General features: G+C 68.8%; 11 protein-coding genes and 1 pseudogene. 6 read left to right on the top strand and 6 right to left on the bottom strand.

Annotation, left to right across the window (positions count from 1 at the left end; translation table 11 throughout):
* Positions 1-146: 146 nt before the first annotated feature.
* Both O7610_RS08625 and O7610_RS08630 read right to left on the bottom strand, forming a co-directional pair.
* Entirely contained in the window at positions 147-605 is a 459-nt protein-coding gene (locus O7610_RS08625) for an ABC transporter substrate-binding protein (RefSeq protein ID WP_289213013.1), read from the bottom strand.
* 285 nt (positions 606-890) lie between these two features.
* Positions 891-3,881 carry a 3-keto-alpha-glucoside-1,2-lyase-like domain-containing protein gene (locus O7610_RS08630; protein ID WP_289213014.1) on the bottom strand — a complete coding sequence of 997 codons (2,991 nt, stop codon included), beginning with the start codon at positions 3,879-3,881 and terminating at the stop codon, positions 891-893.
* Between the two features lie 309 nt (positions 3,882-4,190).
* Between O7610_RS08630 and O7610_RS08635 the strand changes: the two genes are divergently transcribed.
* The gene (locus O7610_RS08635) at positions 4,191-4,943 is read left to right on the top strand and encodes a polyamine aminopropyltransferase (protein ID WP_281555204.1); all 753 of its coding nucleotides are present in this window, start codon (positions 4,191-4,193) and stop codon (positions 4,941-4,943) included.
* Here O7610_RS08635 and O7610_RS08640 read toward each other — a convergent pair.
* Positions 4,925-5,863 (bottom strand): DUF2690 domain-containing protein, encoded by a 939-nt coding sequence (locus O7610_RS08640; protein ID WP_281555205.1) that lies wholly within the window; start codon positions 5,861-5,863, stop codon positions 4,925-4,927. The two genes, O7610_RS08635 and O7610_RS08640, sit on opposite strands and share 19 nt — an antisense overlap.
* 262 nt (positions 5,864-6,125) lie before the next feature.
* Between O7610_RS08640 and O7610_RS08645 the strand changes: the two genes are divergently transcribed.
* A complete protein-coding gene (locus O7610_RS08645) occupies positions 6,126-6,944 on the top strand; it encodes a hypothetical protein (protein WP_281555206.1) in 819 nt (272 codons plus the stop codon).
* 166 nt (positions 6,945-7,110) lie between these two features.
* The gene (locus tag O7610_RS08650) at positions 7,111-7,875 is read left to right on the top strand and encodes a transglycosylase SLT domain-containing protein (RefSeq protein ID WP_289213015.1); all 765 of its coding nucleotides are present in this window, start codon (positions 7,111-7,113) and stop codon (positions 7,873-7,875) included.
* Between the two features lie 99 nt (positions 7,876-7,974).
* Here the strand turns inward: O7610_RS08650 and O7610_RS08655 are convergent, their stop codons facing one another.
* Positions 7,975-9,474: a SulP family inorganic anion transporter gene (locus O7610_RS08655; protein ID WP_289213016.1), complete on the bottom strand. Its 1,500-nt coding sequence runs from the start codon at positions 9,472-9,474 to the stop codon at positions 7,975-7,977.
* 225 nt (positions 9,475-9,699) lie between these two features.
* Here O7610_RS08655 and O7610_RS08660 point away from each other — a divergent pair, with 225 nt between their 5' ends.
* On the top strand, positions 9,700-11,307 hold the full coding sequence (locus tag O7610_RS08660) for a peptide chain release factor 3 (protein ID WP_281555209.1): 1,608 nt from the start codon (positions 9,700-9,702) through the stop codon (positions 11,305-11,307).
* A gap of 736 nt (positions 11,308-12,043) precedes the next feature.
* On the opposite strand, the pseudogene O7610_RS30845 reads toward O7610_RS08660, so the two are convergent.
* Together O7610_RS30845 and O7610_RS08670 are read right to left on the bottom strand one after the other, a co-directional pair.
* A pseudogene (locus O7610_RS30845) lies at positions 12,044-12,175 on the bottom strand (MbtH family NRPS accessory protein); the annotation flags it as partial.
* 83 nt (positions 12,176-12,258) lie between these two features.
* Complete coding sequence (locus tag O7610_RS08670) at positions 12,259-13,515, bottom strand: glycosyltransferase family 4 protein (protein WP_289213017.1); 1,257 nt, start codon at positions 13,513-13,515, stop codon at positions 12,259-12,261.
* A 230-nt stretch (positions 13,516-13,745) separates the two neighbouring features.
* Between O7610_RS08670 and O7610_RS08675 the strand changes: the two genes are divergently transcribed.
* Positions 13,746-14,804, top strand: coding sequence for a polysaccharide biosynthesis protein (locus tag O7610_RS08675; RefSeq protein ID WP_281567339.1), 1,059 nt, complete (start codon positions 13,746-13,748; stop codon positions 14,802-14,804).
* Positions 14,801-15,787, top strand: coding sequence for a dTDP-4-dehydrorhamnose reductase family protein (locus tag O7610_RS08680; RefSeq protein ID WP_281567338.1), 987 nt, complete (start codon positions 14,801-14,803; stop codon positions 15,785-15,787). Before O7610_RS08675 ends, O7610_RS08680 begins: the two co-directional genes overlap by 4 nt.
* Positions 15,788-15,796 lie beyond the last annotated feature (9 nt).

Below are 15,796 nucleotides of genomic sequence, written 5' to 3' on the forward strand. Positions count from 1 at the left end.
TACGATCCACGCGTCGCTGATGCGACTCCGACAGGATCACCCTTACGCCTGCCGGCTGGAAACACCATAGGGCGTCCGACTAAGTAACGACCATGTCACTCGATGCGGTTGCCGCCACCGGTGCCGGTCGGCTCTCGCCGGATTCCTCAGGCCAGCGTGCTCGGCGCGCCGGTAGGTGCCGGCGCGATAGGTCCGACCTGGGCGGATGCCGGTACCATGACCGCCTGGTAGGGCTCGACGACGACGGCGTCGCCGCAGTCGCGCAGCTGGGTGACGAACGGCTCCGGCACCCACGCCGCCTCGATGTTGCCGGCTTCGAGCTGGGCCGGGACGTCGGGGAAGGCGACCTCGCCGAACGGCTGACCGATGGCGAAGTCGATGTCTCCGTTGATCAGGGCGGGGATGGCCTGGGCGCCACCCTGTGCGGGCAGCACCTCCACCTCGATCCCCCGCTCGGCGAAGATGCCGGCTCCGATGCCGCCCCACAGGGCGGCGGTTTCCGTACTCGGCAGCGCCGCGACCCTGACCTGACGCAGCTCGCCGTCCGTCCGGTCGTCGGTCGGGGTCGCGTCCGAGTCGGTGCAGGCGGTAAGGGCGAACGCCATGGTGGCAATCAGCCCGAAGGTAAGTGTCTTCTTCGCTGACGAGGCCTTCCGGAGCGGAGGTCGTGGGGTGCGTCGATCCCGGCAGTAGGCCCACCCCGCGAAAATGCGAACTGATGTGAGCGGAGTCACCCTGCCGTGGTGGCCATGCTCGACTACGAGGTCGCCAGATATCAACAAAGGTCTGACGAACGTCACGGAAAAGCTGAGTATCGCTGCCTGACCGGTGGCACCACGAAGGCCGCGCCGGACCGGGATTCCCGGTCCGGCGCGGCCTTCGTACCTGGCTCAGCTCAGCGGCTCGACCCAGATGTTGCGGTACTGCACGGTGTTCTGGTGGTCCTGCAGCCGGATCGATCCGGTCGCCGGCCCCTCGGGGATGTTCCCGCCGGTCGGGCCGGTGATGGCGACGTCGTCGTGCACCGTCACGCCGTTCCAGACCAGGGTGACCCTGGCGTCGGAGGTCTTCTCACCGGCGCTGTCGTAGCGGGCCGCAAGGTAGGTGATGTCGTAGGTCTGCCAGGTCTCCGGCGGCCTCGCGACGTTGACATCCGGTGCCTTCTGCAGATAGATCGCACCCGCCTCGTTGTTGTCGAGGGTCGGGTCCCCGTACGAGTCGAGGATCTGGATCTCGTACCGCTCCTGCAGGTAGACGCCGCTGTTGCCGCGGTTCTGCCCGGTGACCTCCGGCGGCAGCTGCGGCACTTTGAACTCGACGTGCAGCCGGAAGTCGCCGAACGCCTGCCGGGTGCGCAGATCGCCGCAGCAGGCCTCCATCGCCCCGTCACCGACCACCGGCCAGCTCGCCGAGCGCCCGTCGGTGTGCTGCCACTCCGACAGGTTGCCGCCGTCGAACAGCACGATCCGTTCACCCGGCTTACGGACGGTGACCAGGTCCAGGTTGACGTGACCGGTGTCGGTGGCATCCACCCGGTACTGGATCGCGTTGGTGCCCCGACGCAGGGTGAGCAGTTCGGTCTTGGTGGCCCATTCCTGCCAGGTGACGGTGCTGGGCAGGACGGTCTGCCGGACCTTCTCGCCGTTGACATAGATGCTGACCGTCTTGTCCCCTTGGAACGGGTTCGGACCGTTGCTGTAGCGCAGCCCCACCTCGTACTCGCCGTTGCGCTTCACCTCGACGTGCACGGTGTTGGCGGCGTTCAACTCGCCGAACCCGGCCACAAAGCCGACGCCCGAGTGGCCGGCGTGCTCGGTGTCGTACCGGGCACTGCCCTGCTGGTAGCCCTCCTCGGCCTCATAGAAGATCCGGTCCGGCTGGGCACCGGGAATGGCGTTGAGGGTGTACCAGGCCTCGGTGCTCCACAGCTCCTCGCCGTTGGAGGCGGTGAACGAGCGCGGCGAGCGCAGGTGCACCACCCGGCCCTGCTGCAGGCCGTCGACCATCAACCGGACGGTACGCCGGTCGTTGGAGACGATGACCTCGCGGACGGTCAGCGTCTCCTCGTCGACCTTCGGTCCGCCGTACGTGGGGGTCGGCGCGTAGCGCCACTGCTTGATCTGGAAGCGCTCGGCGATGTCCTGGATGGTGTCAGTTGACAGCGGCCGGGTGTATTCGATCTTGAAGCCGTTCGGGGTGGCGCTCATCGACTTCATGTCGAACGTCCGGTTGCCGTTCGGCGTCAGCTTCTGCAGTCCGTACCGCAGCTTGCCGGCCTGACCCCAGTTGCCGTCGGCACCGAGCCCACCCACGTAGATCGACCCGTCCGGGCCGATCGAGACCTCGTTGACGCCGGCCTCCAGCCCCTGGGTGTGCCGGAACACCGCGCCCTGGTACTCGCCGTGCACCTCCTCCAGGTACGCGCGCTGCAGGCCACCGTAGGTGACGTCACCGATCAGGAACTGGTCCCGGTACGGGCCCTTCTTGATCCGCACCGGGGTGCTCGGCGAGTTGGCGATCTCGTTCTGCGGCAGCCAGAGCGCCGGTTGGCTGACCGGGTTGGCGTCGAACGGACCGTCCGGGTTGGTGTAGTGGTTGAAGAACCGGTCCTGCTCGATGTGCACCAGCTTGGAGGCGGGCAGCCAGCCACCCTGGTTGTCGGTGACGAAGAGCTCCTGGTCCCGGCCCCAACCGATGCCGTTCGGGGTCCGCAGACCACCGGCGATGTAGCTGACCTCGCCGGTGCGCCGGTTCACCTTGATGCTGGTGCCCCGGTTGCCGATCGGCTGCGGGTCGGTGGTGGCGCCGCCGTAGTCGATCGCCACCGAGAGGTTGAGGTAGAAGTGGCCGCCCCGGTAGAGCAGGCCAAAGGCGAACTCGTGGAAGTTGCCCCCGTACGGCCAGCTGGCCACCGTCCGGTACTCGTCGGCGACCTCGTCGCCGTCGATGTCGTGCAGCTCGGTCAGCTCGTGCTTCTGTGCGACGTAGATGGTGCCGTCGACCACCGCCAGGCCCATCGGCTCCCGCAGGCCGCTGGCGACCTTCTTGTACGTGACCTGTTCGGCACTGGTCGGCCCGGTGACGTTCTCGACGATGTAGACCTCGCCGAGAACTTCCTCACTGCCGCCCCAGGTGGCGATGACCAGTCGACCGTCCTCGGTCCAGTCCATACCCGAGACCTGCGGCTCGAACCCGTCCGGCCGTAGGTCGGTCAGGGTGTAGTCGGGGTGCACCGCGTCCAGCGGAAGCCCGTCGCCGGGGGTGTCGGTGACCCCCTGGCATGCCTTGCGGCCGGGCGCGGTCACCCGGACCACGCCGGCGGCGGTACTCAGTACGGAGTTGGGCACGACGGCGAACTCCTCGGCGCCCGGCGGTTGCCAGGACAGGGTGAGCTCCTGCCCACCGCCGGCCTCGAAGTACTCGACCCGCAACGCGTGGTAACCCTCGGTCAGGGTCACCGCGCCGTCCATCAAGGTCGCCCCGTGCAGCCCGTCGTGGTCGATGACCACCGCGTCGTCGATGTAGAGACGGGAGCCGTCGTCGCTGACCAGCCGGAACGTGTACGTGCCTGCGGCGGCGACGTGCAGGTTCGCGAGGGCGTGCGTGACGAAGTTGTCCTCCTGCCCGAAGTCGTCCGCCGTGGACCAGTCGACGATCGGCATCAACTTGTCGACGTTCGGGGTCTGCCCGGGTTTGAGGGTGCAGATCTCGGTCAGCGGTACGCCGATGTCATACGTACGCAGGGTGACACCCGGCTCCTGCGGCGGCAGGTCAGCGACCTGGGCAGCGGCCGGTGACGAACTGACGGCGGTCAGTGAGACGAGCAGGGCGGTGACAACGAATATTGCCGGGCCACGTGTTCTTGGCGGGCGTGGAGACATTCCTCCCCCTTCGAGGGTGCTGATGAATGCCGCGATCGCAACCATCGCCGAGGGGTTGCCTGCCCGGTGGACGAGATCATCTCGAAGCACGGCTGCGGCACATCATGGGTTACATTCGCTGAAGTGGCAAGATCTTCTGAGGAATCGGATCAAACTTTTGCTCTTGACAGACAAAAGATCCTGCAGTGGCCGCGACGTCCGTCGAAGGACCGGCCGTCAGGGCGGTCGGCGGAATGTGTGTCCACCCGGCACACCGGCACGAGACGGTAGAGTCGGCGGGCCGACCTGCGCCCATCAGAAGGAGTGCCGATGGCCGCGCGTTTCGAGGAACTTGACTGGCGGCAGACCCCGATGGGTGAGATCAGCCTGCGGCGGCGGCGGGACCCCGTCGTGGACCGCGACGTGTACGAGGTCAAACTGGGCGACGAGTACCTGATGTCGAGCCTGTTCACCGTCGCCGAGGTCGAGCTTGCCCGGCTCGCCCTGGCGGACCTGGTCGGCGAAGAACTCGACGTCGTCGTCGGTGGGCTCGGCCTTGGCTACACCGCCCACGCCGTGCTGCGGGACCCACGGGTCCGGTCGTTGATCGTCGTCGAGGCGCTGGCCGACGTCATCGGGTGGCACCAGCGGGGTCTGGTGCCGGGCGGAGAAGCGCTCGTCGGGGATCCCCGGTGCCGGCTGGTGTCCGGCGACTTCTTCGCCCTGACCGCGGCGCAGGGCCCCGACCCGGCTGCACCTGGGCGACGGTTCGACGCCGTCCTCGTCGACATCGACCACTCCCCCGGGCATCTCCTGCACCCGTCGCACGCCGCCTTCTACCGGCCGGAGGGTCTACGGCACCTGGCCGGCCATCTGCGGCCCGGCAGCGTGTTCGCGCTGTGGTCCGACGACCCACCGGAAGCCGGGTTCACCGCAGCGCTCGGACGGGTGTTCCCACAGGTCCGCACTGAAGTGGTGACGTTTCGCAACCCGCTGCTCGGCACCGACTCGGCCAACACCGTGTACCTGGCGCAGACCCAGGCAGGGCAGCCGGGGGACCCGGGTCAGCCTCCGTCCGGCTGAGCGGCGACCGGCGGAGCCGCCACCGGAACACGCAGGTCGCGAATCTGCAGCGCGGTTGGTGTGCCGACCGGGTCGGGACGGGCACACGGGGTCGCCGCGGTGGCCAACGCGGATCGGTCGTCCGCGCTGCTGATCTCGACGGCCACCTCGACGCACCCCTCGGTGGTCCGCAGGACGTTGCCGTACACGCTGTACACCTGGCTCGGCACCAGGTAGGGATAGTCGAACCGACTGACGGCCCCGTCGGACGGGCGGCTGATGGACAGCCGGATGGTGACCCCGGTCGGCACCCGCTCGGTGGAGACGAAGAGTGGCCAGGCCGCCTGGCATCGCTGGGAGTAGCGCAGGGTGAGGCTGCCGTAGGGCGGCTGGGCCGGATCCCGGTCGGGAACCTGCACGGTGTGGGTGCTCACCGCGTCGAGGTGGCACTGTTCCTGCTGCGGATCCGCGCCGTCCGCCGCCGGTGACACGGCGGCCGAGGTAGCCACGGGTTCCTGCGCCGCGCCGCCGAGCCGGTCGAGTACCGACGTCGGCACCAGGATAACCGCGGCGACGACAGCCGCGATCCCCCCGGTCGCCGCCAGCGCCCGGCGGGAGACGTGCGGCTCCCGTACGGCGGTCCGGTCGGCCGGTTGCGCGGCACCGTTGACGAGTGCGTCGACCTGGCCCCACCGCTGCCGCCAGGTGTCCTCGTCGCCGTCACAGGCACGGACGAACGCCAAGGTCAGCTCCAGAGAGGGCAGCCGGGTTCCGGACAGCACGCTGGACAGCGCGGTGTGCGAGTAGTGGGCCCGCTCCGCCATCTTGCGCAACGAGGGCTGCCCGGCGTCGCGTCGAAGCTGTTCGAGATCGGCGACGAAGGCACCGATCGGGCCGGCGGCGGAACCACGAGCGCCGGCGTGTCCATTTTCATCCGTCATGGCCTCTCCTGAACGCGTAAACCTGGTGTCAACAGCGGTCAAGCCAGTGCTTTACGAGCAGGTCCGCGCCAGTATCAGCCTCGACGCAGCTGCCCGTTGGATAGACGCCAGCGAACAGCGTCTCACAGTCCGTACTGGACCACGTACGCGTCCGCATCCTGACCGGCCGGCGCATTCGGGCGACGAGAGCCGCCCGCAACGTCGTCCGGCATGGACGCGGTATCGGGTGGACGGGCAGTCCGCTCTACGACAGGAGGACCACGTGCACCACCTCAAGGAATCCGAACCCGCCCACCGACCGGTGTCCAGAACTTTCCACCGGCTCGTACGGGGCGTCCTGGCGTCCCTCGCCGCGCTGGTGATGGTGCTGGTCGGAGCCACCGCACCGGCGATCGCCGGGATCACCGGCTACCGGATTACCGGCACCGGTGGCGCCGGGCTGATCGTGCGGACCAACCCGCACGATGCCTCGGCACCGGCGGTCACCGTCCTCGCCGACGGCACGTACTTCACCGCCGAGTGCGCGGTACGCGGCCGCAACATCTACGGCAACAACGTCTGGCACCAGATCAGCGCGCCGGTGAACGGCTGGATCAGCGACTACTACACCACCACGCCCGGCTTCAACCAGTACCTGCCGGGCGAGCCGGAGTGCGGCTCCGGCACCCCGCCGCCGACCGGCACCCGGGAGCAGCGCGCCCTCGCCTGGGCCCGGTCGGTCCTCGGACACACGCACACCAACGGCGACCTCGGCGACAGCAACCATCCGTGGGACGGCTGGTGCGACAACTTCGTCGGGCACGCGTACGGACGCGCCGCCAGTGGCTACGCCACCGCACTGGTCCACTACAACGCGTTGTACCAGCGCGGCCTCATCCACACCACCGGCACGCCGCCGCCCGGCGCCCTGGTCTTCTTCGCCGGAGCGCAGATCAACGGCTACGCCGGTCACGTGATGCTCTCCGAGGGCAACGGCAGTTACATCACCACCGCCCCCACTATCCGGCGTGTCTCGCTCAGTTGGCCCGGCGCGCCGTACCTCGGCTGGTCGTACGCGGACCCGGAGTGGCCGGGACGTTGACCACCGCGTCACCCGACCTCCGCTTCACCCGTCGTAACTCAGTCACTGCTCGTCGTTTCCAGGAAGGAACGTGATGGATCCCGATCGTCTCCCGCCCGCCTCCGACAGCCGCCGTCGGCGCCGTCCCCGACTTACGCTGGGCCTCGCCCTGCTTTCCGTCGTCGGCGTGCTCGCTCTCGCGGTGCCCGGCACGGCCAGCGCCGCACCGGCCAGCGGTGCCGTCGACGGAGCCGTCCCGGCCAGCGTCGGCGAGCCGGCCGCCACGCCGGCACCGGACACCGTCAACGTCAACGCCGTCGGTATCGACCTGTGCGCCCAGGTGGGGTACGCCGCCGGGTTCCGGGGCAGCCCACTGGTCACTGCGGTCGCGGTGGCCATGGCGGAGTCCTCGTGCAACCCGTCGGCGGTCGGCAGCAACGGCCCCACCGCCGGATGTCCCAATGGATCACTGGACCGCGGACTCTGGCAGATCAACAACTGTTACCACCCCACCGTGACCGACACCTGCGCCTACGACGCCCAGTGCAACGCGAACGCCGCGTACAACATCTCCAGCGGCGGCAGCAACTGGCAGCCGTGGTCGACCTACAACAGCGGCGTGTACGCCAACCACCTGTCCGCCGCGCAGGCGGCGGTGAACCGGCTCGGTGGCGGCGGGACGCCGGGCGGCGTGACCGGGACGATCCTGGCCAGCCCGTGGCTCAACGTCCGGGCCGGTCCCAGCACCACGTCCGCCGTCGTCGGATACACCTACTACGGCAGTACGGTGACCATCTCCTGCTACACCTTCGGTGAGTACGTCGGCGGCGGATACTGGCCGTCATCGACGTGGGACCGGATCACCGATCCGGCCACCGGTGTCACCGGATTCGCCGCAGACACCTGGATCAACACGACCCACGACGTCAAGAGCATGGTCCCGTCCTGCTGATCCGCGTCGGCGGAGGGCAGCGGTGATGACCTGGCGTGCTGTCCCGTGCCAGGGGCACGGGACAGCACGGCGGCCGGCATCTGTGGAACGCCGGTGTGTCTAGTGCCCGACCTTGAGCTGCCCGGCGAGGGTGCCGTGGATCCGGGCGCTGGGCTGGTTCAGCTCGATGATCTCGACGCTCTTGCCGCGGCTGGCGTACTTGGTGGTGATGGCGTCGAGCGCGGCCACCGACGAGGCGTCCCAGATGTGCGCATGCGTCATGTCGATGATCACCCGGTCCGGGTCGCCGGCGTAGTCGAACTGGTAGACGAGGTCGTTGCTGGAGGCGAAGAACAGTTCGCCGTGCACCGAGTAGATCCGGGTGCTGCCGTCGGGGTCGAGCACGCTGGTGACCTCCACCATGTGTGCGACCCGGCGGGCGAAGATCACCATGGCGGCCAGGACACCGATGATCACGCCGATGGCCAGGTTGTGGGTGATCAGCACCGCGGCGACGGTGGAAACCATCACTGCGAGTTCCCCCCACGGCATCCGCTTCACGGTGGCGGGGGCGACGCTGTGCCAGTCGAACGTCGACACCGCGACGATGATCATCACGGCGACCAGGGCGGCCATCGGGATCCGGGCGACGACGTCGCCCAGGGAGACGACCAGGATCAGCAGGAACACCCCGGACAGGAAGGTCGACAGCCGGGTACGGGCACCGGCCACCTTGACGTTGATCATCGTCTGGCCGATCATCGCGCAGCCGCCCATGCCGCCGAAGAAGCCGGTGACGATGTTCGCCACGCCCTGACCCCACGACTCGCGGGTCTTGTTCGAGTGGGTGTCGGTGATGTCGTCGACCAGCTTGGCGGTCATCAACGACTCCATCAACCCGACCAGCGCGATCCCGACCGCGTACGGTGCGATCACCTGCAGGGTCGCCCAGGTGTACGGGATCTGCGGCACACCGAGCACGGGCAGGCTGTCCGGCAGGGATCCCTGGTCACCGACGGTCGGCACGGCGAAGCCGGCGACGACCGTGACGACGGTCAGCACGACGATCGCGACCAGCGGTGCCGGCACCGCCTTCGTCAGCCGGGGCAGCCCGACAATGATCACCAGCGCGACGACGACCATCGGATAGACCAGCCACGGCACCCCGATCAGGTAGGGCACCTGCGCGGCGAAGATCAGGATCGCGAGGGCGTTGACGAAGCCGACCATCACACTGCGCGGGACGAACCGCATCAGTCGGGCGACGCCGAGCACGGCGAGCAGCACCTGCAGCACCCCGCCGAGGATCACCGCCGCCAGCAGATAGCCGAGCCCGTGGTCGCGGGCCAACGGGGCGACGATCAACGCGATCGCGCCGGTCGCTGCGGAGATCATCGCCGGCCGGCCACCGCAGACCGCGATGGTCACCGCCATGGTGAACGACGCGAACAGCCCGACCCGTGGGTCGACCCCGGCGAGGATGGAGAACGAGATCGCCTCCGGGATCAACGCGAGCGCGACCACCAGGCCGGCGAGGACCTCGGTACGGAACACCTTCGGGGACAACCACGACGGGCGGGACAGACGCGGCCGCAACACCGCAGGCGAGAACGACGACATACAGCCTTTTCCGATCAGGGCGCGCGGCAACGCGCAGGGTCTCGCGGACGTGCCTCGGAGACAGTACCGTCGCGCGAGGGTAGACACGGGTGGTAAGTGTTCATCGTCACGACCCGACGGTTGACGTGGGCTGACACCGCACCGACCGAGAAACAAGCGCCTCGCACGTTAGAGTTCGGTCGTCGACCTGCTGCTGGGCAACGGGTGGCGAGAGGAGGACCTCAGGTGCCAGGAGTAGTGGAAGTCATACAACAAGTCACCACGGAGGCGGCACGACGGCGTACCTTCGCGGTGATCTCCCACCCGGACGCCGGCAAGTCCACCATCACCGAGGCCCTCGCGTTGCACGCTCGGGCGATCAACTCCGCCGGTGCCGTGCACGGCAAGGGCGACCGCCGTGGCGTGGTCTCCGACTGGATGGCCCTGGAGCAGCAGCGCGGCATCTCGATCACCTCGGCGGCACTGCAGTTCACCTACCGCGACACGGTGGTGAACCTGCTCGACACGCCAGGGCACGCGGACTTCTCCGAGGACACCTACCGGGTGCTGACCGCCGTCGACTGCGCGGTGATGCTGCTCGACGCCGCCAAGGGACTGGAACCGCAGACGCTGAAGCTGTTCGAGGTGTGTCGCCACCGCCGGGTGCCGGTGATCACCTTCATCAACAAGTGGGACCGCCCTGGGCTGGAGCCGCTCGAACTGCTCGACGAGATCGAGCAACGGATCGGGCTGCGGTGCACCCCACTGACCTGGCCGGTCGGTGTCGCGGGGCAGTTCCACGGGGTGGCCGACCGGCGCAGCGGCGGCATGGTCGCGTTCACCCGTACCCCTGGCGGAGCCACCGCCGTCATCGAGGAACCACTCACCGCCGCCGAGGCCGCCCGACGCTACGGCGCCGACTGGACTCAGGCGATCGAGGAGCTGGACCTGCTCGCCGCCACCGGCGCCGAGCACGAACAGGCCGGCTTCGTCGCTGCGACCACCACACCCGTGCTGTTCGGCGCCGCAGTCACCAACGCTGGCGTACGCCAGCTCCTCGACGTGCTGGTGGACACCGCCCCCGCGCCGACGGCCCGACCGGACACCACCGGCACCCTCCGCGAGCTGGACGCTCCGTTCGCCGGATTCGTCTTCAAGACCCAGGCGAACATGAACCCGGCCCACCGCGACCAGGTGGCGTTCGTCCGGGTCTGCTCCGGCCGGTTCGAACGCGGCATGGTCGTCACCCATGCCGGCACCGGCCGCCCGTTCGCCACCAAGTACGCCCAGCAGGTCTTCGGCCGCGACCGGGACACCATCGACGAGGCGTACCCGGGCGACGTGGTCGGCCTGGTCAACGCCACCGCGCTGAGCATCGGCGACAGCCTCTACGCGCCCGGGCCGGCGGTGACGTTCCCGCCACTGCCGTCGTTCGCCCCCGAACACTTCGTCGCCGTCCGAGCCACCGACGCGTCGAAGTTCAAACGGTTCCGCCGCGGCGTCGAACAACTCGACGGCGAAGGCGTGGTCCAGGTACTGCGATCGGACCGCCGGGGCGAGCAGTCCCCGGTGCTCGCCGCCGTCGGGCCGATGCAGTTCGAGGTCGCCACCCACCGGCTGGCGACCGAGTTCGGGGTACCGACCGCGGTCGACCATCTGCCGTACACCCTGGCCCGGCGCACCGACGCGGCGAGTGTGGCCGGGTTGAACGCGGCACCCGGGGTCGAGGTGATGACCCGGGTGCGCGACGGTGAACTGCTCGCCCTGTTCCCCGACAAGTGGCGACTGTCCACCGTGCGCAATCGCGACCCCGACCTGGTGCTGGAACCGTTGCTCGCCGATGCCGAGGGCTGACCTCCCGTGTCGCGTCAAGCGGCGGGCCGGGCCATGGACCGTCGCGCGGGGACCAGGTACGTGCGGACCTCGGGGTAGCCGAGTGGCGCGGGGTTGAACTCGCACCCGAAGCCCTGGGACGCGAGGACAGCGAGCGGTGAGGTTCACCGGTCGGTACTGCTCGGCCACGTCCCAGTCAGGGCGTCTGCGGGCCACCACCGCCTTCTGGAGTTCCTTGTCCTCCGGATACCGGGTGGAGTTTCCCGGCATGTTCGGATAGTGCACAAAACTGGCGTTGCCAGCGGGCTGGTCGCCGAGGGCCTGCTGGATGACGGTAACGTCGGTCAGCTGGTGCCGCGCGATGTTGCGGCGCAGGTAGTCAGCGGTAGGGGGCACCGGTTCAAGGGCCCGGACCGTCGCGTCGGGTCAGCGTCGTTTGGTGAACAACGTGAACAGGCCGATGTTCGCGCCGATGTCGAAGACGCAGGGCCGGGCCGGCAGGACGAACAGAGGGCCGGCCGGTGGCCGGGCGACGGCCGCCGGTATCGGACCGTCGAAATTGTCCTGTCAACGACTTCCGGAGATGCCCTGGAAACCTCCGGAACCCGTGGGCCCAACCCCGTACCGCTGGTATTGGCTGTTCTCCGCCAGTCGGTGGGTGCGAACGAGCCGGATGTCAAGAACCGGGGTGGGTGCCGCCGCGCCGCTGGCGACCGGGATGATCGAGCAGGTTTCCGGAGATCTCTCGGACCGCTGCTCAGCCAATGCCCGGTCGACGCAGCCCGGCGACGCTCGTTGGCCGCTGGTCGGTCCACTCCCGCTCGACCCAGGCCAGAGCGTCGGCGTGGCCGACGGGCCCCTGCACGACACGCCAACCGGAGGGCACGGCGAAGAACTCCGGTCACAGCGAATGCTGGCCCCTGTCGTTGATCAGGACCACGAAGCAGCCACTCTCGTCGTCGAGAGGATTCGTCATCGGGCTCCTCCTCGGCGCGGCCGACAGCCTTCCACCGTCACTCGCAGCGCCTGCTCGACCCGCTCGGCACCGACCGCGACCGAGAACACCTTGTCGTAATAGGACCGGCCAGCCTGCCCGAGCAGCTCGAGCTTCTCGCGGCCCAGGTCGCACACTTCGCGCAGCGCGGTTCCGATCGATTCCGGGTCGCCCGCCCGGGCGACGAAGCCCGCGCCGCTGTCCAAGGCGACCGTCGCGGCGTCGCCCTCGGCCGCGACGAGCAGCGCCCGACCTGCCGCAAGGATCGCCTGCACCTTGCTCGGCATCGTGTACGCCGACATCCCACCGGGGCGCAGGCTCACGTAGTGCACGTCGGCCGCGGCCATCAGTGCGGGCATCCGGTCGCGGGGCAGTCGGCCGAGAAACCGGACGTTGGTGGCACCTGCCCGCGCCGCGCGGACACGCAGCCGGTCCTCGGTAGTGCCCGACCCGGCGATGAGACAGACCAGCCTCGGATCGTCGATCCGGACGCACGCGTCGATCAACGGGTCGAGGCCCTGTGCCTCACCGAGCGCGCCGGCGTACGACAGCACCACCTGATCGGGACGGATCCCGAGCTCGGCGCGCAGATCGGGGCGGCGGACCGGCACCGCCTCGTCGGCCCACATCGGAATGTGGATCAGCTTCTCCTGCGGTACGCCTCGCCCGGCGAGCAGCCCACCCGCACCGGGCGAGACGTAGGCCACCCGATCCGCGCTGCGGTACATCGCCGCGCACCAACGGGTCATCCCCCGCGCGAGACCCTGTGACAGGGGACCGTTGCCGAGGAATCCGCTCGCCACCGCACTGTCCGGCCAGATGTCCAGGACATGCAGCAGGACCGGTACCCGGTGGACGTACCGGGCATACCACATCGGAATTGCCACCGAGATCGGCGAGTTGCCGACCCAGAGTGCGTCGAGACCGCGCAGCGCGTCGGCGCCGGAGACCAGCGCCGAACCGGCGAACGAGCCGTAGTTGACCAGTCGCCGTGCGGCGGACCGGTCATGGCTGGGGTAGAGCGCCACCCGGCGGATCCGCACGTCGCCGTCCGTCTCATCGAGCCGGCGCGCCATCCGGTAGCCGGGAGCGAGCCGGCCGGTCGGATAGTTCGGGAATCCGGTGACCACCCGCACCTCGTGCCCCCGTCGAGCGAGAGCGTGAGCGAGCCGGCCAGGCAACGCGGCCGGCCCGGGCTCGGGATCGAACCACTGGGTGAGCAGACCGATCAGCATGCAATACAACTACCAGTCGCTACGGGCTGTTTTGCCCCTTTTGCGGTTAATGACGACTTTGCGGTTAATGACGACTCGGCCCGGGATCGCGGGCCACCGGATCATCCGAGCCTTCCTCACCTTGCCGGAAAATGACCTCTACGCCAGTTATGTGACTATATCGTCACGTACGACGACATCCACCGTCCCCCGGGGGGTGGCCCGACGGGAGAAGCAAGACAGGGGCAGATGTGGTTTCCTCGCTATCGGACCGGCGCTTCTTGATCACCGGTGGCACTGGGTCCTTCGGCCAGACGATGGTTTCCCGGTTGCTGGACGCCGGCGCCCAGGAGGTCCGGGTATTCAGCCGCGACGAGTCCAAGCAGGACGCCATGCGGCACCGACTCGCCGACGAGCGCGTCCGCTACTACGTCGGCGACATCCGGGACTACGACAGTGTGCTCAAAGCCGTACGGGGCATGGATTTCGTCTTCCACGCCGCCGCGCTCAAGCAGGTGCCGTCGTGCGAGTTCTTCCCACTCGAAGCGGTCCGGACCAACGTCCTCGGCAGCGCCCACCTGGTGGACGCGTGTGAACGGGTCGGGGTCGAGGCGCTGGTGCTGTTGAGCACCGACAAAGCCGTCTATCCGGTCAACGCGATGGGCATGACCAAGGCGTTGATGGAGAAGGTGGCACAGGCACACGCCCGGGACAACCTGACAGCCCGGACCCGGGTCTGCTGCGTGCGGTACGGCAACGTCATGTACTCGCGCGGCTCGGTCATCCCGCTGTTCATCGACCAGATCCGCCAGGGCAGCCTGCCGACCGTCACCGAGCCGTCGATGACCCGGTTCCTGATGTCCCTCGCCCAGTCGGTCGACCTGGTGGAACATGCGTTCCACCACGGCCGGCAGGGCGACGTCTTCATCCGTAAGGCCGACGCCTGCACCATCGGCGACCTTGCCACCGCGTTGTGCAACCTGTTCGGCGTACCGGCCAAGTTCGACGTGCTCGGCATCCGGCACGGCGAGAAGATGTACGAGACGTTGGCCAGCCGCGAGGAGTTGTCCCACGCCGAAGACCTGGGTGAGTTCCTCCGGGTCCCGGTGGACAGCCGCGATCTCAACTACGCCCTCTACGTCGACGAGGGCGACGTCGACAGCGGCGGGCTCACCGACTTCAATTCGCACAATGCCCGGCGGCTGACCGTGCCGCAGGTCGAGTCGCTGCTGCTCACCCTGCCGGAGGTGCGGGCACACCTCGATGCCGCCGCGAGCCCGGTCGACGCGAGCCTGGTCGGCGCGGCATGAGCGCCCTCGCCGACGCTGGCGGGCACCTGGATCGGGTGCCGCGGCGGCGGACCGACCGACCGGGTCCCGCTCGACAGCGGGTCCTCGTCGCCGGAGCCACCGGGATGCTCGGTCACACCCTGTTGCGGGAACTCAGCGCCGACCCGACGCTCGACGTTCACGGCACCGCCCGCGACCTGGCCGACCGCGCACCCCACTTCCCCGCGCCACTGGTCGGGCGGATCGCCAGCGACATCGACGCCTCCCGGTTCGACCAGGTCCGCCGGATCGTCGACGAGCTCCGGCCGGACGTGGTCGTCAACTGTGTCGGGGTGATCAAGCAACGCCCCGACGTGCAGGACGCCACGCACACCGTCACCCTGAACGCTCTCTTCCCGCATATGTTGGCGCAGACCTGCGGCCAGATCGGCAGCCGGCTGGTCCACGTCAGCACCGACTGTGTCTTCTCCGGACGCCAGGGCGGCTACGTCGAGGAGGACCTGCCCGACCCACCGGACCTCTACGGACGGTCCAAGCTGCTGGGCGAGGTCACCGGCGAAGGAACGCTCACACTGCGTACCTCGATCATCGGTCACGAGCTGACCAGCAACCGGTCGTTGGTGGACTGGTTTCTGTCTCGCCCCGGTGGCGTCAAGGGCTGGACCAGGGCGATCTACACCGGCGTGACGACCGTCGAGTTCGCCCGGCTGCTGCGGACCGTGGTGCTGCCCCGGACCGATCTCACCGGGTTGTACCACCTGGCCGCCGAGCCGATCTCAAAGTACGACCTGCTCCGGTTGATCGCCGAGGTGTACCGGTGGCCAGGTGACATCGTGCCGGACGACGGGTTCGCCTGTGACCGGTCGATGCGCGCCGACCGGCTGGCCGACGTCACCGGGTACCGTCCGCCCTCCTGGCCGGAGATGGTCCGGTCGCTGTACGCCGCCCGGGCCCGCTGGGCCGGCGCCCCGGCCGAGGTGGACCGGCGACACCTCGTGGTCTGACGTGCCGGA

The organism is Solwaraspora sp. WMMA2065, assembly GCF_030345075.1.
Taxonomy (GTDB): Bacteria; Actinomycetota; Actinomycetes; order Mycobacteriales; family Micromonosporaceae; genus Micromonospora_E.